We start from the raw sequence: 20,007 nt of genomic DNA, 5'->3' as shown, positions 1-20,007 counted from the left end.
AGTAGCAAATTAAGGTGAGAAATCTTAGGCAGCCGCTAGATTTTTGGCAACAAAGTCCCAATTCACCAGTTGGTTGAGGAAGTTATCAATGAAGTCGGGACGACGGTTTTGGTAGTCGAGATAATAGGCGTGCTCCCACACGTCAAGGGTCAGCAGAGGCACTTGACCATGAACCAGTGGATTTTCCGCATTGGGGGTTTTGGTGACTTTCAGCGTACCAGCTTCGAGCACCAACCAAGCCCAGCCGCTGCCAAATTGAGTAGCAGCCGCATTTTTGAACTGGGACTTGAACTCGTCATAGCTACCAAAAGCACTGTTGATGCGAGCCGCTACATCTCCCGTGGGGGCACCACCACCACCGGGCTTGAGGCTATTCCAGAAGAAGGTGTGATTCCACACTTGCGCGGCATTGTTGAAAATGCCCACTTTGGCTGCATCGCCATAGGTTATGCGAATAACATCTTCAAGGGATTTGTCAGCCAGTTCGGTATCTTGGGTAAGTTTATTGAGGTTGTCCACGTAGGCTTTATGGTGCTTGCCATAGTGAAATTCTAAAGTTTTCGCAGACATCCCATAGGGTTCAAGGGCACCCGGATCAAAGGGAAGGGGTTCTTGTACAAATGCCATAGTGTTCTATACCTCTCTAAAGGTGATGCAGGTCTAGGCGACTAGAGGTCAATTATTCCAAAAGGCACTTAGCAGCAGTGCCCATCGCCTAATTAACAATTCGCAATAATTATATCACCCTCATTTCCACTTCGGAAAAGGGCTGCACAACTGCATGATATGTTCAGAGGGGTTTTGAGTTTTGCGCTCTATGGTTGATTCCGTCCTTCGCCTAGATCAGGTTTTGATTCCTGAGGATGCCCCCATTCGTTTTGGTACGGATGGTTGGCGGGGCATTATTGGTGCCGAATTTACCTTTAACCGTTTGCTACGAGCTGCGAAGGCAGCGGCGGCAGTGCTCCATCACACCTATGGCAAGGACGCAGAACCTCGAATCATTGTGGGCTACGATCGCCGATTTTTGGCGGAACAGTTTGCGGCAGCCGTTGCCCAACTACTGATCAGCCAAGGCTACGAGGTGTGGCTTTCTAGTTGTGCAGCACCCACCCCCGCCTTTAGCTGGGCAGTCAAAGCAGCGGGAGCAATTGGTGGCTTAGTGATTACGGCAAGTCACAATCCCGCTATCTATGCAGGACTCAAAGTGAAGGGCGCCTTTGGCGGTTCAGTCCCAACAACCGTCACCCAAACTATCGAAGCACAGTTGGCTCAGGGAGACCCACCATTGGTGCGTGAAGCAAAAACGGACTATCAAGTCTTTGATCCCTGGCCGAGCTATTGTGCAGCTTTGCGCAGTCATGTTGATCTGGCGCCACTTCGGGAGGCGATCGCCACGGGCAAGCTGCAGGTGTGTGCTGATGTCATGCATGGGGTGGCCGCAGGGGGACTAGAGCGGTTATTGGAAGTCCCGATACAGGAATTGCGGCGCGATCGCGACCCTCTCTTTGGCGGCGGTGCCCCTGAACCGATTGGCCGGTATTTAGCCGCAACCCAAGAGCAACTGCGGCAACAACAGAGCACAATTCCCACTGTCTGCCTAGTTTTCGACGGCGATGCCGATCGCTTGGCGGTGATTGATGGCGAGGGGGTGCTGTACACTGCCCAAGAAATCATTCCCATTTTGATTGATCATCTGGCACAGCACAGTCCCTACCGAGGAGCCGTGATCAAATCCATTAGCAGTTCGGATCTGGTGGCGCGGGTGGCCGCTCACCATGGGTTGCCTGTAATTGAAACGCCCATTGGCTTCAAGTACATTGGCGATCGCATGCTTGCTGGAGAAACCATCCTCTTAGGGGGAGAAGAATCCGGTGGGATTGGCTATGGCCACCATATTCCTGAACGGGATGCATTCCTTTCAGCTCTGTACCTCCTGCAAGCCTTGGTAACCTCGGGGTTGAGCGTAGGGGAATACTATCAGCACTTGCAGAAAATGACAAACTTTTACAGTGTCTATGATCGCCTTGATCTCACCCTTGCCTCCTCGGCGCAGCGGCAAAAACTTGCGACGACACTCGCCGAGCATCCCTTCACCCAGATTTTGGATATGCCCGTCAGCCATTGGGACACTGTTGACGGCTACAAATTTCATCTCGCCAATGGCAGTTGGTTGCTGATTCGCTTTAGTGGCACTGAACCCCTGCTCCGCCTCTACTGCCAGGGGAGAACCCCTGAAGAGGTGCACCGCATTTTAGAATGGGCAAGTCAATGGGCAGTTTCAGTGGTTAGTTAGTGCCTCTACCCCGGCGGGTTGCTTAGCAACAACTATGGAAAGCACGCTCAAAAAGAATCCCAATCCTCATCTCCCAATAGTGGAAAAATCCTAATGTCAGCAGATCCCTCCAGCGAAAGTTCCGCCGCCAGTGTCCGTGCCCCCCTCCCCTTTTGGACTAAACTGGCCTTCGGTGCCGGCGATCTTGGAACTGCTATTACCGCCAACTTGCAGGTGTTTTTCTTGATGGTGTTCCTGACAAACGTGGCTGGACTCAGTGCCGGCCTCGCAGGAAGCGTGCTGATGATCGGCAAAATCTGGGATGCCATCAACGACCCAATCATCGGCTACTTGAGCGATCGCACCCCCAGGGGTAGGTGGGGACGCCGCCACATCTGGATGATCTCAGCAGCCATTCCTTTTGGCGTCTGTTTTTTCTTGAACTGGTGGGTACCGACAACGGATCAAACGCTCCTGTTTGCCTATTACACCATCATGGGCATCCTGTTTAACACGTTTTATACTGCTGTGAACCTGCCCTACAGTGCCCTGACAGCAGAACTCACTGAGGACTACAACGAACGCACCAGTCTCAATAGTTTTCGCTTTGCCTTTTCCATTGGGGGCAGCATTGGTGCGTTACTGCTGGCACAACTTCTCTTCCAAGTCATTCAGGAGCCACCAACCCAATATATTGTCCTCGGGGGGATTGCCGCGGCATTCTCGGTACTCCCTATTTACTGGTGTGTGTGGGGAACCCAACAGCGCGTGCGCGAGTTTGAACAGCATACCCCTAGCCGTTGCCAAAGCCGCTTACCCCTGAGAACGCAATTGCGCTTAGTCTTTCACAATCGTCCCTTCTTGCTGGTCATGGGGATTTACCTCTGCTCTTGGTTAGCAGTGCAAATTACAGCTTCCCTGATTCCCTTTTTTATTGGCGATTGGTTGCAAATGTCTCCCGCTGAATATACGCAGGTGGCACTTGTGGTTCAATCTACGGCAATGGGGATGCTCTTTGTTTGGAGTGCAGTGAGTCGCCGCCTAGGCAAGAAGGCCGTCTATTCCATGGGTATGACATTGTGGATCATTGCTCAGGCAGGGCTGTTTTTGCTACAGCCGGGGCAGACAGCACTGGTCTATGTCTGCGCAATTCTGGCGGGGTTTGGGGTTTCAACGGCCTATCTTGTCCCCTGGTCAATGCTCCCCGATGTCATTGATCTGGACGAACTCAACAGCGGCCAGCGGCGGGAAGGTATCTTCTATGGCTTTATGGTACTGTTACAAAAAGTGGGTCTTGCCCTGGCGCTGTTTCTTGTGGGTCAGGCGCTACAGTGGGCAGGGTATCTCCCCACTATTGGCGGTGAACCGCGACCTATTCAGCCTGCCTCGGCACTTTTGGCCATCCGCATTGCCATTGGACCGCTGCCGACCTTTTTTCTCATCCTTGGCATGGTCTTGGCTTACCTCTATCCCATTACTCAACCGGTCCACCAGGAAATTCTTTTCCGACTGCAGGCGAAACGACAAGGAGAAACTGGTGCATGAAAGGCTGGTACGTGGGCGATCGCGCCCTCATTTGGGGAGAGCGCACCTACATCATGGGCATCTTGAATATCACCCCCGATAGTTTTAGCGACGGTGGGGATTTTTTTAATCCCGCCAGTGCCATTGCCCATGCCTTAGAAATGGTGGCCGCCGGCGCTGATGTCATTGATGTGGGCGGTGAGTCCACCCGTCCTGGCGCCAGTGAAGTTCCCATTAGTGCGGAGTTGGCGCGGGTGGTGCCTGTCATTGAGGGCATCCGTCAGCAGTCCCCGATTCCCATCTCCATTGACACGACCCATGCGCTGGTTGCCCGGGCAGCGGTGGAAGCAGGGGCCAACATTGTCAACGATGTCTCAGGGGGGCAAGCGGATGCCGAGATGTTTGCGACGGTCGCTGCATTGGGGGTGCCCTACATTCTCATGCATCGGCGGGGAACCCCAGCGACTATGCAGCAATTGACCGACTATGACGATTTAATTGGCGACTTACTCCGCTATTTTCAAGAACAAACCCAGCGGGCGATCGCCAGTGGCATTGCTCCAGAACACTTGATGATTGATCCCGGCATTGGCTTTGCTAAGACCACGCCCCAGAACCTCACACTGCTGAGGGAGCTACATCGGTTTCGAGACCTTGGCTATCCCCTTTTAATTGGCCCGTCGCGCAAACGCTTTATTGGCGATGTCCTGAATCTACCCCATCCTAAAGATCGCGTGTGGGGTACCGCAGCCGTCTGCTGCCATGCTGTGGCCCAAGGAGTAGATATGGTGCGCGTCCATGATGTGGCGGCTATGGCGCAGGTGTGTCGGATGGCTGACCTGCTTTGGCGATCGCCCTAGGGGGATTCAAACCAGTGAAGGCACCGATTGCGATGAGAAAAAGACTTGTAATCTCCTCCAGAGAGGGACTCAGACCCAGAGGGATCTGTTCGCGGCGTTGCTGCCCCAACTAAAAGCCACTGTCAATGCCCAGCCCACCGGTAATTGTGCTAGCTGGAACAGCACTGGCAATCGGTAACTGTGCCAACCCCGCAGCTACACCGGTGCCCATATTGGAAATATACTCTTAGGGGCAATTGCTGCGCCCCGGCGCAGGCACACAGAGTTCCCACTCCGCATTGAAGGGTTCATAGCCTAGAGCTACCCCTGCCTGTTCTGCCTGATGGCGCACTTCCTCAAAGCACTCAAAGCCATCGGGGCGCACGGCAATAATAATGTACTCACGATCCCGCCGGCGACTGAGATTGGCCAATAACCTGCCAAGTACCGAAGTGGGCTTCGCCAGATCGGCTGTCTTCACAAGGACTCGTTGGGGATGGAGGATGACCCCTTCGCGGCGGCACTCTAGATAGCGCGGAGTGCGTTCGCTATTCTGGGCATTTTCCCGTGCCAAAATTTGCACATTGGTGCGTTCTCGTCCCAGACTGCTAGCACTAATCACCACCACTAGGAGGATTAAAGTACCAAGGGTACAGGCCAAGACTGAAAGGAAAGGAAATAAGTCCAGTTGTAGGTGGTGAAGTTGACGCCGCCGCACAGCCTACTCTACATGATTTTGGGGACGCGGAAGAAATCCTCCTCGCGATCGGGGGCGATCGCCAGCAAATCTTCGCGATTGGGCCACGGCTCCAACCGATCGGGACGGGTGACGTTGCTCACCTCAATTGCACGCGTTGTTGGCGGCACCTCTGTGACATCTAGAGCACTGAGTTGATTCACATACTCCAGAATGCTATCCAATTGCTCCGTCAGGGCTGCAATTTCGCTTTCATCAATGGCCAAGCGCGCTAAATGAGCCACCTTGCGCACGTCCTCTGCCGTAATCACTTTAGTTGCCATGTCAATTCTTGCTTAAAAGTAAACATCAATATTGGAGCGACCTGTGGTCTTCAGCCAGTTTTGCGCCTCGATGTAGTTATTGGGAGCCAGTTGAATTGCCTGTTTCCAGTACTCTGCGGCGCGATCAAAGAATTGCTCCGCTTCCTCGGAGCGCTGCTGCTCTTCGGCCTGTGTTCCCAAATAGTGGTAGATCACAGCAATGTTATTGAGGGCTTGGGGCATGCGGGGATTGAGTTCAAGGGCTTGGTGATAATACTCCAGTGCCTTTTCATGATCGCCATTGCTGGCATGGATGAGGCCAATGTTGTAGAGAATATAGCTGCGATCGTTGGGATCCTCTTCCAGTTCAAGGGCTGCTTGGTAATTTTCTAACGCCTCGGCGTATTCTCCATCTGCTTGGGCAGACATGCCATCGCGGTAATAGGCAAAGGCGGTTTTTGACTGTGCACTGGTGGGCAAGATCTTAAGAATGAGGTCAGCCATGACCGTAAAGGTTTTGTCAATGAAGTTGTCGTTCCGTTGCGATCGCGGCATAGAGCTTCCTTGAACGATCTCTTGCCTAGTGTATCAAAAGCACCACTAGAGAGCGTACTTCTCGCCAATGCCTATAAGATTTGTAGCGTTTCGCCAACAAGCCCCTAGCCCAGGCCTAAGATTGTCATACAGCCCTTTTCTACGAAGATGGCGAACACAAAAGGGAGATGCTCCTGTGCTACAGCAGTTTTGGCTGTTTTCAGCGTGTGCCATCCCTCCTGAAAAGGACTGGAGTGGCCGTCGGAGCCGTGATGCTCAGCAGAGGTTGGGAGTTTAATATGATTGAAAATATTCTATTGGCAGACTCAGGAACTGGACAATCCGAACAAATGCTCAAATCGCTGATGGAGTTGCCAGCGATTCAACGGGCTGCCGTCACCGTTTTGCACGTGATTCCACCGAAAATTACCGCCGAGGAGATGGCCGAACAACGTCAAGCGGGTGCCAAACTCCTAGCGGAAGCTGTGGCCCGCCTGCACCTTGACCCTGTGATTAGCGTCAATACCATGCTGCGGGAAGGGGATCCCAAAGATACCGTGTTACAGGTGGCCGATGAAATCAATGCCGACCTCATCATTATGGGCTCGCGAGGACTCAAACGCTTGCAATCCATTTTGGAAAACTCCGTCAGCCAGTATGTGTTCCAGCTTTCCTCTCGGCCTATGCTGCTGGTACGGGATGACCTCTATGTGAAGAAAATCAATCGCATCATGGTGGCGCTCAATAATTCTGCAGCCGCCAAAGCCTCTTTGGATTTAGCGGTACGCCTCATCGAGGGGGTCAAAGGCGGCAAACTCATTCTTGCCCATGTGAATCCAGACCCTAAAGGCCATGCCGATACCCCCAGTACTGCTGCTGAGAAAGACCCGATTCTGGCGCAAGCTGCCACCGTGGCCAAACAACGGGGGGTAGAGTACCAGTGCGTGCTGACCACAGGCAAACCCGGTGAAGAGATTTGCCGCATTGCTGGCGACACCAATGCCGATCTTCTGGTTCTTGGCTCCCCAGATCGGCGTCCCTCAATCGCCCGCAGTTTGCCCGACTTAGATCGTCTTTTGGGTACCTCCCTTTCAGACTATGTGCGGGTCTATGCCGAGTGCCCCGTGCTCTTTGTGCGACAATTGGAGGCGTAGTCGGATCTGGCGGCAGTGACCTTTTTTGAGGATCTGCGCTGGCAGGGCGATCGCCAGTGGCGACAATGGAGTGAAGCCCTTGAGTACACCTTGCTGCAACTCTTTCGCCGGCAGGAACCATTTGGGGAGTCCTCCCCATGGCTACGCGGGTTCTTTCAGGGGGTTCTCCTTGTTAGCCTTGGATTCGCCCTGTATTTCCTAGGGCGCAGGGTGTGGCGATGGTGGCAAAGGCGATCGCCTTCCCCTTCAACAAGACTCATTTCTACCCTTGGGGAGCGCCCCAAGGCCGTGGGGGAATGGCTGGAACTTGCCCAAAATCTACAATTGGCGGGGGACTACCGGGGAGCCTGCCGTGCCCTTTATATGGCTTTGCTCTATCGGTTGCAGGAGGCGGGCTGGCTGCGGCTTCAGCCCCATTGCACCAATGGCGACTACCTGCGGGAATTGGAGCGGCTCTTTCAACTGGGGGAGCGATCGCCCGCCGTACGGCGGAGTATCCAGCACCTCTTTCAAGTTCACAGTCGCAGTTACTATGGTGCCGAGGCAGTGGACGCCGAAACCCTAGCCACTTGTCAAGCCGCCTATTTTGAAGTGGAACCCTTCCTGCGGGGAGGCCAGCAATGATCGCGATCAACCGTCGGCAGGAATTTTTCCCTGGCCTCGCTCTCCTTGTACTGTTAGTGGTCGGCCTCCTGAGTCTGGTGGTGGCACCCAGCAGCCGCGCTGGCTCCTCCTTCGATTCCTCTTCTTGGGGCACGCAGCAATTTTATGCCTACCTAGAGCAGCAGGGGTTTCGGGTGGAGCGCTGGCAGCGGAACTATGACAACCTCAACAACCTCAAGAGCAAAGGGCACATTCTCCTTCAAATCAGTGGTCGTCCCATTGGTTGGCCACCGCCCCTTGTGGAGTGGCTGGCTCAGGGCAATACGCTGGTGCGCTTCTACTGGCATGGGGAACCCACAGCCGCCCCCTTTGAGACACGGCTCTCCATGCCTCAAGGCAATGTGTTAGTTGAAACGCGCCGCCGCGTTCCCGTCCGGCAGGGCGATCGCCCCCTCCTTGCCGATGATTACGGTTGGATTGTCTATCTTAGACGCTCCCATAGTCCCCCCAATCATGAACAGCGCATCCTTGGCGTCTATCCTTGGTTAGTGGCCAATGCCTATGGCGGCGAAACGGGTCTTGCCAACTTTGCCATTGTGGCTCAGCTCTTGCAGGAGGTCGTCAAACCGGGGGCAACCATTTACTTTGATGAATGGCTCCACGGCTATCGCCAGCGCACGCCAGAGGATGTGGCAAGGGGCACCGTACCTCAGACTCTCTTCGATTACTTCAGTCGTACCCCTTGGTTGGCTGTGGGGTTGCAGTTAGTCCTCTTGTTCTTCTTCCTGCTATGGCAACAAAGCCAACGCTTTGGTTCACTCTTTTTAGAAAAAGAACCCGTCTCGAGTAACAGTGCCGCCTACATTGAAGCCCTCGCAGGCGTTCTTCAGCGGGCGCAGCAGCGGCAGTTTGTCTTGAAACAGCTGCAAGATCGGCTCCGCTACGATTTAGCCGGCCAACTCGGCCTTGCTATCAATCGTCACCCTCCTCCTAAGGATGCAGAACTCATTCAAGCGTGGCAAGCAGCCACGGGGCGATCGCCTGAAGACCTTCACGACCTCCTCGGCGTCATCCCCACCGTTGATGATTCTCAGTTACTCCGCTGGCTAAAGCAGGCCGCCAGTGTCCTGCAGGCTCTGAAAACAGCTACCTGATTGGCCTAAGTAAGAATTCACGGTCTAGCCCTTAGGCTTTGTCTTCACACCCACTGATCCATAGACAAGAGTTTGGCAAGCCAAGCGATAATTCTCTGGCTTACGACGGAGCTTGCGCTCTTCCACTGGCGTGCGGGGGGAGAGATTTTCCATGCCCTCGACAATCTCAACAATGCACGTGCCACACTGGCCATAGCCCCCGCAATTAAAGAGCTTGCCCTTGAGGGTATAGAGGTCAACTCCCGCTTCCATTGCTTTTAAGCGCAGATTCGCGCCGTTGGCAGCAATAATTTCTTTGTTTTCGTTAACAAACTTAATATTTGTGGCCACAAATTCAGCTTTGCTTGCCATAGGAACCTACGCTAGTTACTATTCTTAATACATTCTCATTTTGGCAGAAAAACTGCCCAACCGTAGCTGAAGTTACGGGTAAATTGGCCGTTAAACTCTTAAGAGGGAGGCGGTTGTTACCGTGATCCGGCTGCTTAATAAAATTTGTTCATGCAAACGCTAAATTTTTGTATAGGAGGAGCGTAGTCAATGGGACTACCCTGGTATCGAGTCCACACTGTCCTGATCAATGATCCAGGGCGGTTGATTGCGGCCCACCTGATGCACACGGCATTGGTCGCCGGTTGGGCAGGGTCGATGGCTCTTTATGAGCTAGCTATTTTTGATCCCAGTGATCCAGTTCTCAACCCAATGTGGCGGCAAGGAATGTTTGTGTTGCCCTTCATGGCGCGGTTGGGGGTCACAGGCTCTTGGAGCGGTTGGAGTATTACCGGCGAAACGGGGATTGACCCCGGTTTTTGGAGCTTTGAGGGGGTTGCCCTAGCCCACATCGTGCTGTCGGGTCTGCTGTTCTTGGCAGCCTGCTGGCACTGGGTCTATTGGGATCTCGAACTCTTCCGCGATCCTCGCACGGGTGAGCCGGCTCTCGACTTACCGAAAATATTTGGCATTCACCTGTTCCTTGCCGGTTTACTCTGCTTTGGTTTTGGTGCTTTTCACCTGACGGGTCTCTTTGGCCCTGGGATGTGGGTCTCTGACCCCTATGGCTTGACGGGCAGTGTTCAACCTGTTGCCCCCGAATGGGGACCCGATGGCTTTAACCCCTACAACCCCGGTGGTGTGGTTGCTCACCATATTGCCGCAGGCATTGTCGGGATTATTGCTGGCATATTCCACCTCTTGGTGCGTCCACCCCAACGCCTTTACAAAGCCCTGCGTATGGGGAATATCGAAACGGTACTCTCCAGTAGTATTGCCGCCGTCTTCTTTGCTGCCTTTGTGGTTGCCGGCACGATGTGGTATGGCAGTGCCACCACACCCATTGAACTCTTTGGTCCGACTCGCTATCAGTGGGACAGTGGCTACTTCCAACAGGAGATTAACCGCCGCGTGCAAGCTTCCCTTGCCAGTGGTGCCACTCTTGAAGAGGCTTGGTCGGCAATTCCAGAGAAACTGGCCTTCTACGATTACATCGGCAATAACCCCGCTAAGGGTGGCCTGTTCCGTACCGGCCCCATGAATAAAGGGGATGGGATTGCCCAAGCCTGGAAAGGCCATGCGGTCTTCCGCAACAAAGAGGGAGAGGAACTCTTTGTCCGTCGGATGCCCGCCTTCTTTGAGAGCTTCCCCGTCATCCTCACCGACAAAAATGGCGTTGTCAAAGCCGACATTCCCTTCCGTCGTGCAGAGGCGAAGTATAGCTTTGAGCAACAAGGCGTTACCGTCAGCTTCTACGGCGGTGAATTGAACGGCCAAACTTTCACCGATCCGCCCACCGTCAAAAGCTATGCCCGTAAGGCCATCTTCGGTGAGATCTTTGAATTCGACAAAGACACTCTCAACTCCGACGGGATTTTCCGCACCAGTCCCCGTGGCTGGTTTACCTTTGCCCATGCCGTCTTTGCCTTGCTCTTCTTCTTTGGTCACATTTGGCATGGTGCCCGCACCCTGTTCCGCGATGTCTTCTCTGGGATTGATCCAGAACTATCGCCGGAGCAAGTGGAATGGGGCTACTACCAAAAAGTGGGCGATGTCACCACCCGTCGCAAAGAAGCGGTCTAATCATTCCTAGGGGACGACTATGGAAACCATCACCTACGTTTTCATCTTTGCTTGCATTATCGCGCTGTTCTTCTTTGCTATCTTCTTCCGTGAGCCTCCTCGGATCACCAAGAAGTAGCCTCTGACCCATCACCAAATAGGTCTTTAATGCTTGCCGATCGCCCCTGCGATCGGTTTTTTGATTTTCAGGGGGAGGATGCCCCCTGATTCCTCCTGAATCTTTGGCTCCTGAAGCCACGGTTTCTGGTACAGTCTTTATGGCACGGTGGGACGGCCAAGCTTGTTGTCTGTCAATCGCTAAGGAGAAAGCTCTGAGTACCCGAGTCATTATTGTCCGCCACGGTGAAAGCACGTTTAATGTTCAAGAGCGGGTGCAAGGTCACAGTGATGCCTCTTCCCTCACGGAGCGTGGTCATTGGATGGCAGCCCAAGTGGGTCTCGCCCTGCGGGGCATTCCCATCCGCAAGATTTACACCAGTCCCCTCAGACGGGCAAAGGCGACGGCAGAGGGCATCCATGCCCAGCTGCAAGACCCTGAACTCCAGTCCCCCCAAGCCCTAGATTTGCTCAAGGAGATTGCCCTGCCGGCGTGGGAAGATTTGCCCTTTGCCGAAGTGAAGGCACGGTTCCCAGAGGACTATCGCCGCTGGCAAGAGGCTCCAGAAACCTTGATGATGAAAATCACCACGGAAAGTGGCCAAACCAAGGAATTTTTCCCGCTATTGGATCTCTACGATCGCGCGGGCATGGTTTTGGAAGCCCTGCTGGCGGCTCACGAAAACGAAACGATTCTCATTGTTGGCCACAGCGGCATGAATCGTGCCCTGATTTGCACCGGTCTCGGCTTGGGGGTTAAGGGCTATCTGCGGCTCCAGCAGGCGAATGGCGGCATCAGTGTCTTAAATTTCAGCAATGGCTTGCGACAACCGGCGCAACTGGAAGCCCTCAATCTCACTAGCCATCTCCATGATCCCTTTCCCCAGCCCCGCTTTAAGGAGCAAACGCTGCGTATCTTTCTTGTCCGCCATGGTGAAACGGACTGGAATCGCCAAGGACGCTTTCAAGGGCAAATTGATGTGCCCCTCAATGAGACGGGCCGTGCCCAAGCGGCAGCGGTGGCCGAGTTCCTCAAGGAGGTGCCCTTCCACCATGCGTTGAGTAGTCCGCTCCTGCGGCCTAAGGATACCGCTTTGGCAATTTTGCAGTACCACCCTAGTGTGATGCTAGATCTAGAGCCTGCCCTTGCCGAGATTAGCCATGGCGATTGGGAGGGTAAGTTTGAACCAGAGGTGGAGGCAGCCTATCCAGGGGAATTGCAACGCTGGCGGACAACCCCTGCCCTTGTGCAAATGCCCAATGGGGAAAACCTCGAACAGGTGCGCGATCGCGTGGTCAGGGCATGGGAAAAATGGATTAGGCGCTGGAAAACCCATGCCCCCACCCCCCACAATGTCTTGGTTGTGGCTCACGATGCCACCAATAAGGTTCTGCTTTGCCACATCCTTGGCCTCGGCATTGAAAACTTCTGGCTCTTTAAGCAGGGGAATGGCAGCGTTACGGTGATTGACTATCCCCTCATGGGAGGTCTGCCACGCTTGCAGGCAGTGAATATTACTACCCACTTGGGGGGTGTGCTGGATCGAACCGCGGCGGGAGCCTTGTAGGCGATGGTGTGGCGACTGTTACAACAGGTGCGGCTGCTGGATCCCGTCAACCGCCAAGATTGGCGCGCGGATGTGCTGCTAGACAATGATCAACTGGTGGCGATCGCGCCCCAAGCGGTGCCCGCTGACGCGGAAATCCTCCCAGCCAGCAATTGGATTTTAGCGCCGCCCTTGGTGGATCTCTACAGCCACAGTGGCCAGCCGGGCTACGAAACGCGAGAAACCCTAGAGAGTCTCTTAGCAGCGGCAGCTGCCGGTGGGGTGCAGCATTTAACCCTTTTGCCCACCACAGACCCCACCATTGATCATCCCGCTGTTTGGCAAGCGCTGCAGCAGCAGATTCCCACCACCGCCTGGGCACAGGTACGAGTTTGGGGCGCCCTCACCCAAGGCTGTAGGGGCACAGCACTAACGGATTTAGCGGAACTGGCCGCCAGTGGCGTGGTCGGCTTTTGCGATGACCGAGGGTTGACCCACTGGTCCTTGGTGCAGCGGGCACTGACCTATCTCCAGCCCCTAGGGAAACCCGTGGCTCTTTGGCCCTTTGACCCGGCCTTAGCGGGCAATGGGGTGGCGCGGCAAAGTGGGGCAGCCACTCGTTTGGGATTGGTGGAGCAACCCGTCTGCTGTGAAACAATTCCCCTCCTGGCAATCTTAGAACTGGCACGCACGGTCTCAACGCCGCTGCACCTCATGCGCCTCTCAACAGCCCGCAGTGTGGAGATTCTAGCTAAGGAGAAGCCTGCCCACGTCAGCGCCAGTGTGTCGTGGTTACATTTGCTCTTTACGGTTGAGGATTTAGCCGGTTACGATCCGAATCTCCGCCTTGCTCCCCCTCTGGGAACGGCCAGCGATCGCCAAGCCCTGATTGAGGGAGTTAGAACAGGGGTAATTGAGGCGATCGCCATTGACCATACTCCTCTCCTCTATGAAGAGAAAATGGTTTCCTTTGCGGAGGCGCTCCCCGGCGCCATTGGTCTCGAATTAGCCCTCCCTGTCCTGTGGCAGGAACTCGTTGCCAAGGAATACTTGAGTGCCCTTGAACTTTGGCATGCCCTCAGTACGGCACCCGCACGAATTTTGGGCGTGGAGCCACCCCGCCTCGAACTGAACAGTCGCAACTTTGTTCTTTTTGATCCAACTGTGAGTTGGACAGTGACGCGGCAAAGCCTGCGATCGCGCGCCGGTAATACCCCATTTTGGGAGCAGTCGGTGCGGGGTCAACTGGTGCCCTTCTCGCCCAGCATCAGCTCTGGCCGCACCCACCGATCAAACTCCTCAGCCGTGAGGTAGCCCAATTCCAGCGCCGCTGCCTTGAGGGTCTTGCCTTCCCTGTAGGCCTTTTGGGCCACTGCTGCCGCCCTGTCGTAGCCAATGTGGGGGTTCAAGGCCGTCACCAACATGAGCGATCGCTCCAAGTGAGTTTGAATTTGCTCCCGATTGGGTTCAATGCCCGCCAAGCAAAACTCTGTAAAAGCTTGCCCCGCGTCACTGAGAAGTTCAATTGCGTGCAGCACATTGTAAATGATGAGGGGCTTAAAAACATTGAGTTCAAAATTCCCTTGACTGCCGGCAATGCCGACCGCCGCATCATTGCCCATTACCTGCACACAGACCATTGTCAGGGCTTCACATTGGGTGGGATTCACCTTCCCCGGCATAATGGACGACCCCGGCTCATTGGCAGGCAAAATGAGTTCCCCGATCCCACAGCGCGGACCAGAGGCCAACCAGCGAATATCGTTGGCCATTTTCATCATTGCTGCTGCTAAGGTTTTTAAGGCACCACTGAGCATCACCAAGGGATCATGGGCGGCAAGGGCGGCAAAAGGATTCTCTGCCCTACAAAAGGGATACCCCGTCATTTGAGCCAATTCGGCGGCCACGCGATCGCCAAAGCCGGGGGGCGCATTGAGACCCGTACCCACTGCTGTAGCGCCAATAGCAAGAGGATATAAATGTTGCAGGACGTATTCAATGTGGCTTTGGCAGGCCGCAATTTGACTGGCGTAACCAGAAAATTCTTGGCCAAGGGTGAGGGGCACTGCATCCATCAGGTGGGTGCGCCCAATTTTAATAATCTCCGCAAAAGCCGTCACTTTTTCCTGCAACACCCTTAAGAGGCGTCGCAGCATGGGCAACAGTTGCTCGTGCAGTTTTATGACCGCGGCCACATGCATCGCCGTTGGAAACGTGTCATTGGAGGATTGGCTACAGTTCACATGATCATTGGGGTGAATTGGCGTTTTGCTCCCCTTGATCCCTCCTGCCAGTTCAATGGCACGGTTGGCAATCACCTCATTGACATTCATATTGGTTTGAGTACCGCTGCCCGTCTGCCAGATGGAGAGGGGAAACTGATCATCCCAGCGTCCCTCGATGACCTCCGTGGCAGCTTGAATAATCCATGCCGCTTTGTCAGGTGCTAACACCCCCAGATCGCGGTTGGCGATCGCCGCTGCTTTCTTGACCCGTGCCATGGCATGGATCACCTCTAGGGGCATCCGCAGACCACCAATGGGAAAATACTTCAGCGAACGTGCCGTTTGTGCTCCCCAGTAGCAGTCTGCGGGGACTTCAATGGCACCCAAGGAATCGTATTCTAAGCGAGTTTGCCTCGTCATTGAGATCCATCAAACTAAGGAGTGGGACGCTGTAAGCTGCGAGGTTCCGAATAATATCCTAGAAGTATTTGGGGACACTAAATGTCCGACTGTGGTTGCCATATTGAAGCAAAAAATGAAGCGGAGCGCAAAACCCTGCGCATTGTACTTCTTGTGAATTTAGGGATGTTTCTGGTGGAGTTGGGGAGCGGTATTCTTGCCCATTCCACAGCGTTGATTGCGGATTCCCTCGATATGCTGGCCGATGCTCTCGTCTATGGTCTTTCCCTCTATGCCGTGGGGCGTTCTCCAAAGCAGAAAACCCGTGCGGCAGGTCTGAGTGGTCTGTTTCAGATGACCCTTGCAGTTTTAATTTTGGGGGATGTGATCCGTCGCTTTATAGCAGGTAGTGCACCAGAGGCCGATTGGATGATAGGGATCGCCCTCCTAGGACTCGTGGCCAATGGCTACTGCCTTTACCGAATTGCCAAACATCGGTGGGGGGAAGTGCACATGCGTGCCAGTTGGATTTTTACCCAAAATGACGTGATTGCCAATGTCAGTGTGATTGCCGCCGGCGGGCTGGTTGCCCTCTTTCAGTCTCCCTATCCTGACTTGATTGTGGGGTTTGGCATCGCCAGCCTTGTGCTCTGGGGAGGGATTCGCATCGTGCGAGAGGCAAGGCAAGCTGTGATGAACACCCCTGTAGAATAAGTGGGGTGACTTTTGGAGACATCTCCTGTGGGCGCACCAGCGATCGCTATCATTGACTACGATATGGGCAACCTGCATTCCGTTAGCAAAGCCCTTGATGTAGTGGGGGCAAGGCCCTTGGTCAGCGATCGCCCCAGTGAGATTTTTGCCGCCGATGCTGTGGTACTCCCCGGCGTGGGTGCCTTTGACCCGGCCATGACTCATCTCCACGAGCGGGAGCTGGTGCCGGTTCTTCACCAACTGATTCAGCAAGGAATGCCCTTCTTGGGGATTTGCCTTGGCCTGCAAGTGCTTTTTGAATGCAGTGAAGAAGGAACAGAAGCCGGCCTCAGTATTTTTGCCGGCCAAGTCAAACGCTTTCAGTCTGAACCCGGCCTCACAATACCCCACATGGGCTGGAACCAGCTCATCCTAACGCAATCTGGCTGTCCCCTTTGGCAAGATTTACCGCCCACCCCTTGGGTGTATTTTGTCCACTCCTATTTTGTTGCCCCCGATGAGCCAGCGTTAGTGGCCGCAACGGTAACTCATGGTCAGCAAACCGTAACCGCTGCGATCGCCCACAACCATGTCTTTGCCTGTCAATTTCACCCCGAAAAGTCGGGCAAGATTGGTTTGCAAGTACTGCGTAATTTTGTTACTTTTGTGCAGCAGCCCTCCCCTTGGCACTAGCCCTCCCGATAACCATAAAAGCGCGTGGCAAAGTTTTGCGATCGCGTGGGAGAGAGTTGTCGCGCTTTCAAAATAGCGGCGGTGAGCAACACATAGGCCAAAATTCCCACCGCGGCTAGTCCCATCGGCCCAAAACGGACAGCAGCCGTATTCCAAAGGGCATGCAAAAAAGCCGCTAAACCCAGTCCAACCGCTAAAATCAAGGGTGCCCGACGAGGGCGCAACACGCTCAATCCCGCACAATAGCCCAAATAGCCCGTGTAGGCCATGTGCCCTGTGAGGGATCCCAAGACCCGTGGAATCAGCACTTGCAGACCGGCTAAATGACCAAATTGACCGGCAATACTCGGGACGTACTGCCCAAGGGTTTCTGTCCAAGTAAACCCAAGGCCGGCAGCGGCTCCCAAGAGAATGCCATCAAGGGGTTCCCATACCCCCACCTTTTGTTTCCATGGACTCGGTAGCCATCGCCCCAACCCGTAGGCCACAGCAATTGGCAATGCCTTGAGTAACTCTTCCATTAACCCGGCGCCAATGAAGTTGTGGCTGAATAAGACCCAAAATGAGGCATGGGGCGGATGCAGTTGGCCGGGTAAGATTGTGCGGAAGAAATAGATCATCGTCGGCAAAATCGGGCTTTGGAGAATTAAAATTTCCAGGGTCAACGTCCCTAGGAGCACCCATAGAGGTTTGCGTTTGCCACAAAGTTGATAGATAAAGTAATAGGCAGCACTGCCCAAATAGAGTGCCAAGATTACCTTGAAGGCCTCAGGGGAACCAGCCGTGGCAAACAGCAAGATGACTGCAACAACAGTAAAAATGCCGGGTAAAAGATAAGCTTTGTGCACCCAGTCGGGATTGATTGCAAAAATAGGCAGGAGTTGGGTGAGGGTGAGGGGTTGATCAGGCTGGGTGGTCACAACTTCGGTGAGGGGCAGATACTCTAAGACAAATTCAGGGCCTTGGCGTCCCAATTGAATGTGATCGCCGGCATTGAGCGGGGTTAATGTCTTCACTCGCCGTTGGTTGACATAGGTACCATTGACACTCCCCAGGTCGGCGATCGCCCACACAGGAATACTGCCGCGCTTTTGACAGGTAAGTTGGGCGTGGTGGCGGGAAACAGAAGTATAAATGTGAGCGTCAAGGACAATGTGGCAAGTCTCAGGATCACGGCCAATAATTGTCACATCTTCTTGGGAGAGCCAAAATTGCGCCGTTTCAGGGGAAATTTGCCGCAGTACACCTGCATACTTCAACCTTGAATTGAGGGGGGAGCGATCGCGATTCATTAGTACCCGAATCCACTGCAAGGGGGAGGGCAAAAATCCCAAAGTCCTACCTGCTCAGCACTCACACCCACTATACACTGAGCGCTTGATACTTCCTTTGATCAACAGGGCGATCGCTGGAAGGGAAGTGAGCGGAAAACTTGAATGCCTTTGCTCTGGGGGACAGAGTTGACAAAAGTAGCACTTTGCGCAAGAATAAAAATCTGCTGATTCGGGGCTATAGCTCAGTTGGTAGAGCACTTCAATGGCATTGAAGGGGTCAGCGGTTCGAATCCGCTTAGCTCCATAGAAGTGAACCCTCCCCTAATCCATGAATGAGTCAGCGGCTCAGTCTGAATTGAGTCAAGTCCTGGAGTCTATTCAAGGCATCCAGAATAGCATTCAGCAAATTGATAAAAAGCTAGACATCCACATTGCCACCACAACTGAGCGCTTTCAACGCCTTGAAGAAAAAATTGATGCCGTTGAAGGCAAGCTAGAGCAGCAGATTCATGCCGTTGAAGCAAAACTAGAGCAGCGGATCAATGCGGTGGAATCAAGATTAGAACAGCAAATTCAGACCGTTGAGTCTCGATTAGAACAGCGGATTAGTGCCGTTGAATCAAAGCTAGAGCAGCAAATCAAGACTCTTGAACAGCGAATTAGTACTGTTGAATCAAAGCTAGAGCAGCAAATCAAAATTCTTGAACAGCGGATTAGTGCTGTTGAATCAAAATTGGAGCAGCAAATCAAAGCCCTTGAGTTTAAGTTAGAGCAGCAGATCAGTGCTCTTGAAACGAAGTTAGAGCAGCAAATTAAAGGAGTGGAGGCGCAACTGGGACAACGGATCACCACCATTGAAGCGACGTTGCAGGATATCTCTAAACGCCAAGCGGGAACGGATGCGCGCCTATGGGGATTTCTCGTGGCACTCTTGGTTGCCACAGTGGGCTTACTGGCAAAGCTCTTGATGTTTGATTTGCCGCAACCTTAGGGAGCGGTATTCTGGCGCAATATGCGCAATAATTTTTCTAGATGCTCTGGCAAGGGGGCGATCGCGACCACTTCTTTCCCTGTCCGCGGATGCTGCAACCGCAGGTAATAGGCATGGAGGGCTTGGCCGGGAAGCTTCACTTTCAGGGGGGTACCTCGGCCATAGAGGGGATCTCCCAACAGCGGCCACCCCAAGTGGGCAGCATGAACCCGAATTTGATGGGTACGACCGGTTTCAAGGCGAAACTCCACAAGGGCACAGTGGCGAAACCGTTCCTTCACATGCCAGTGGGTAATGGCGAGGCGGCCTTTTTCCGGGGGCACCACTGCCATCTTTTTGCGATCCACCGGATGACGCCCAATTGGAGTGCTTACAGTCCCCATTTCTTGGGGAGGCTGGCCATAGACCACCCCCAAGTAGTGGCGCTGCATTTGTCGCGTTTTCAATTGTTGTTGTAGATGTTGCAGCGCGAACTCCGTTTTGGCGACAACCATAACCCCAGAGGTGTCTTTGTCTAAGCGGTGCACAATGCCGGGCCGCTGGACACCCCCAATCCCCGTCAAATCCGGACAGTGAGCCAATAAACCATGAACTAGCGTACCGTGGCTATGACCGGGAGCAGGATGAACCACCAAATCCACGGGTTTATTGAGGATGAGCAGTTCTTCATCCTCGTAGAGAATACTTAGGGGTAGGGGTTCGGGAACCACCTCCAGCGGCTTTGGCTCAGGCAGCACCACCTCCAGCACATCACCGCCACTGAGGGGTTGATTTTTGCGATTGCACACTTGGCCATTGAGGCGTACATGTCCTTGTTGGATCAATTGCTGCCAGCGCGATCGCGAGAGTTGAGAATGCTGCTGGGCAAGGAATGTATCGAGGCGATCGCCCCCCTTTTCTACCCGAAAGGTCAGCGCTGTCGTCATTCCCTCCA

21 protein-coding genes and 1 tRNA gene are annotated in these 20,007 nt (G+C 53.9%); 14 read left to right on the top strand and 8 right to left on the bottom strand.

What is annotated here, in order from left to right; all coding sequences use genetic code 11:
* Window positions 1-24: 24 nt before the first annotated feature.
* Window positions 25-627, bottom strand: a complete 603-nt coding sequence (locus Q0683_RS02995; protein ID WP_298611239.1) for a superoxide dismutase — start codon at window positions 625-627, stop codon at window positions 25-27.
* A 190-nt stretch (window positions 628-817) separates the two neighbouring features.
* Between Q0683_RS02995 and Q0683_RS02990 the strand changes: the two genes are divergently transcribed.
* The 3 genes from Q0683_RS02990 (at window position 818) to folP (ending at window position 4,659) form a co-directional block, all read left to right on the top strand.
* Window positions 818-2,296, top strand: coding sequence for a phosphoglucomutase/phosphomannomutase family protein (locus Q0683_RS02990; RefSeq protein ID WP_298617914.1), 1,479 nt, complete (start codon window positions 818-820; stop codon window positions 2,294-2,296).
* 93 nt (window positions 2,297-2,389) lie between these two features.
* Window positions 2,390-3,820, top strand: coding sequence for an MFS transporter (locus Q0683_RS02985; protein ID WP_298611718.1), 1,431 nt, complete (start codon window positions 2,390-2,392; stop codon window positions 3,818-3,820).
* Entirely contained in the window at window positions 3,817-4,659 is an 843-nt protein-coding gene (gene folP, locus Q0683_RS02980) for a dihydropteroate synthase (RefSeq protein WP_298611715.1), read from the top strand. The genes Q0683_RS02985 and folP overlap by 4 nt, the downstream gene beginning before the upstream one ends.
* Window positions 4,660-4,885: 226 nt before the next feature.
* Here the strand turns inward: folP and Q0683_RS02975 are convergent, their stop codons facing one another.
* The 3 genes from Q0683_RS02975 to Q0683_RS02965 are packed head-to-tail and all read right to left on the bottom strand — an operon-like array spanning window position 4,886 to window position 6,192.
* Entirely contained in the window at window positions 4,886-5,356 is a 471-nt protein-coding gene (locus Q0683_RS02975; protein ID WP_298611712.1) for a hypothetical protein, read from the bottom strand.
* An 8-nt stretch (window positions 5,357-5,364) separates the two neighbouring features.
* The gene (gatC, locus tag Q0683_RS02970) at window positions 5,365-5,658 is read right to left on the bottom strand and encodes an Asp-tRNA(Asn)/Glu-tRNA(Gln) amidotransferase subunit GatC (RefSeq protein ID WP_298611709.1); all 294 of its coding nucleotides are present in this window, start codon (window positions 5,656-5,658) and stop codon (window positions 5,365-5,367) included.
* Window positions 5,659-5,670: 12 nt separating this feature from the next.
* Window positions 5,671-6,192 (bottom strand): photosystem I assembly protein Ycf3, encoded by a 522-nt coding sequence (locus Q0683_RS02965; RefSeq protein WP_298611706.1) that lies wholly within the window; start codon window positions 6,190-6,192, stop codon window positions 5,671-5,673.
* 278 nt (window positions 6,193-6,470) lie between these two features.
* Between Q0683_RS02965 and Q0683_RS02960 the strand changes: the two genes are divergently transcribed.
* The 3 genes from Q0683_RS02960 to Q0683_RS02950 are packed head-to-tail and all read left to right on the top strand — an operon-like array spanning window position 6,471 to window position 9,082.
* The gene (locus Q0683_RS02960) at window positions 6,471-7,325 is read left to right on the top strand and encodes a universal stress protein (RefSeq protein ID WP_298611703.1); all 855 of its coding nucleotides are present in this window, start codon (window positions 6,471-6,473) and stop codon (window positions 7,323-7,325) included.
* Window positions 7,326-7,340: 15 nt separating this feature from the next.
* Window positions 7,341-7,949: a DUF4129 domain-containing protein gene (locus Q0683_RS02955; RefSeq protein ID WP_298976214.1), complete on the top strand. Its 609-nt coding sequence runs from the start codon at window positions 7,341-7,343 to the stop codon at window positions 7,947-7,949.
* Window positions 7,946-9,082, top strand: coding sequence for a DUF4350 domain-containing protein (locus tag Q0683_RS02950; protein WP_298614538.1), 1,137 nt, complete (start codon window positions 7,946-7,948; stop codon window positions 9,080-9,082). Before Q0683_RS02955 ends, Q0683_RS02950 begins: the two co-directional genes overlap by 4 nt.
* Window positions 9,083-9,106: 24 nt before the next feature.
* On the opposite strand, the gene Q0683_RS02945 is transcribed toward Q0683_RS02950, so the two are convergent.
* A complete protein-coding gene (locus tag Q0683_RS02945) occupies window positions 9,107-9,433 on the bottom strand; it encodes a 2Fe-2S iron-sulfur cluster-binding protein (RefSeq protein WP_298614535.1) in 327 nt (108 codons plus the stop codon).
* Between the two features lie 189 nt (window positions 9,434-9,622).
* On the opposite strand from Q0683_RS02945, the gene psbB reads away from it, so the two are divergent.
* The 4 genes from psbB to Q0683_RS02925 all read left to right on the top strand — a co-directional run bounded on the left by psbB (window position 9,623) and on the right by Q0683_RS02925 (window position 14,112).
* On the top strand, window positions 9,623-11,155 hold the full coding sequence (psbB, locus tag Q0683_RS02940) for a photosystem II chlorophyll-binding protein CP47 (RefSeq protein WP_298976211.1): 1,533 nt from the start codon (window positions 9,623-9,625) through the stop codon (window positions 11,153-11,155).
* Between the two features lie 19 nt (window positions 11,156-11,174).
* Window positions 11,175-11,273: a photosystem II reaction center protein T gene (locus tag Q0683_RS02935; RefSeq protein WP_011057371.1), complete on the top strand. Its 99-nt coding sequence runs from the start codon at window positions 11,175-11,177 to the stop codon at window positions 11,271-11,273.
* A gap of 139 nt (window positions 11,274-11,412) precedes the next feature.
* Complete coding sequence (locus Q0683_RS02930; RefSeq protein WP_298617920.1) at window positions 11,413-12,819, top strand: histidine phosphatase family protein; 1,407 nt, start codon at window positions 11,413-11,415, stop codon at window positions 12,817-12,819.
* 3 nt (window positions 12,820-12,822) lie between these two features.
* On the top strand, window positions 12,823-14,112 hold the full coding sequence (locus tag Q0683_RS02925) for a dihydroorotase (RefSeq protein WP_298976209.1): 1,290 nt from the start codon (window positions 12,823-12,825) through the stop codon (window positions 14,110-14,112).
* On the opposite strand, the gene fumC is transcribed toward Q0683_RS02925, so the two are convergent.
* Window positions 14,040-15,443, bottom strand: a complete 1,404-nt coding sequence (fumC, locus tag Q0683_RS02920) for a class II fumarate hydratase (RefSeq protein WP_298614526.1) — start codon at window positions 15,441-15,443, stop codon at window positions 14,040-14,042. The two genes, Q0683_RS02925 and fumC, sit on opposite strands and share 73 nt — an antisense overlap.
* A gap of 81 nt (window positions 15,444-15,524) precedes the next feature.
* Here fumC and Q0683_RS02915 point away from each other — a divergent pair, with 81 nt between their 5' ends.
* Together Q0683_RS02915 and hisH are read left to right on the top strand one after the other, a co-directional pair.
* Window positions 15,525-16,136 carry a cation diffusion facilitator family transporter gene (locus Q0683_RS02915; protein WP_298614524.1) on the top strand — a complete coding sequence of 204 codons (612 nt, stop codon included), beginning with the start codon at window positions 15,525-15,527 and terminating at the stop codon, window positions 16,134-16,136.
* A 27-nt stretch (window positions 16,137-16,163) separates the two neighbouring features.
* On the top strand, window positions 16,164-16,808 hold the full coding sequence (gene hisH / locus Q0683_RS02910; protein ID WP_298614540.1) for an imidazole glycerol phosphate synthase subunit HisH: 645 nt from the start codon (window positions 16,164-16,166) through the stop codon (window positions 16,806-16,808).
* On the opposite strand, the gene Q0683_RS02905 is transcribed toward hisH, so the two are convergent.
* Window positions 16,805-18,142 (bottom strand): PrsW family glutamic-type intramembrane protease, encoded by a 1,338-nt coding sequence (locus Q0683_RS02905; protein ID WP_298976206.1) that lies wholly within the window; start codon window positions 18,140-18,142, stop codon window positions 16,805-16,807. The genes hisH and Q0683_RS02905 overlap by 4 nt on opposite strands.
* A gap of 171 nt (window positions 18,143-18,313) precedes the next feature.
* Here Q0683_RS02905 and Q0683_RS02900 point away from each other — a divergent pair.
* A tRNA-Ala gene (locus tag Q0683_RS02900) sits at window positions 18,314-18,386 on the top strand.
* A gap of 24 nt (window positions 18,387-18,410) precedes the next feature.
* On the top strand, window positions 18,411-19,073 hold the full coding sequence (locus tag Q0683_RS02895; RefSeq protein ID WP_298976204.1) for a hypothetical protein: 663 nt from the start codon (window positions 18,411-18,413) through the stop codon (window positions 19,071-19,073).
* Here Q0683_RS02895 and Q0683_RS02890 read toward each other — a convergent pair.
* On the bottom strand, window positions 19,070-19,999 hold the full coding sequence (locus Q0683_RS02890) for an RluA family pseudouridine synthase (RefSeq protein ID WP_298617922.1): 930 nt from the start codon (window positions 19,997-19,999) through the stop codon (window positions 19,070-19,072). The genes Q0683_RS02895 and Q0683_RS02890 overlap by 4 nt on opposite strands.
* Window positions 20,000-20,007: the final 8 nt, after the last annotated feature.

It is taken from the genome of uncultured Thermosynechococcus sp. (assembly GCF_938074695.1).
Taxonomy (GTDB): Bacteria; Cyanobacteriota; Cyanobacteriia; order Thermosynechococcales; family Thermosynechococcaceae; genus Thermosynechococcus.
Note: the sequence above shows the minus strand (reverse complement) of the source record. Positions and strands in the feature narration are given on the sequence as shown.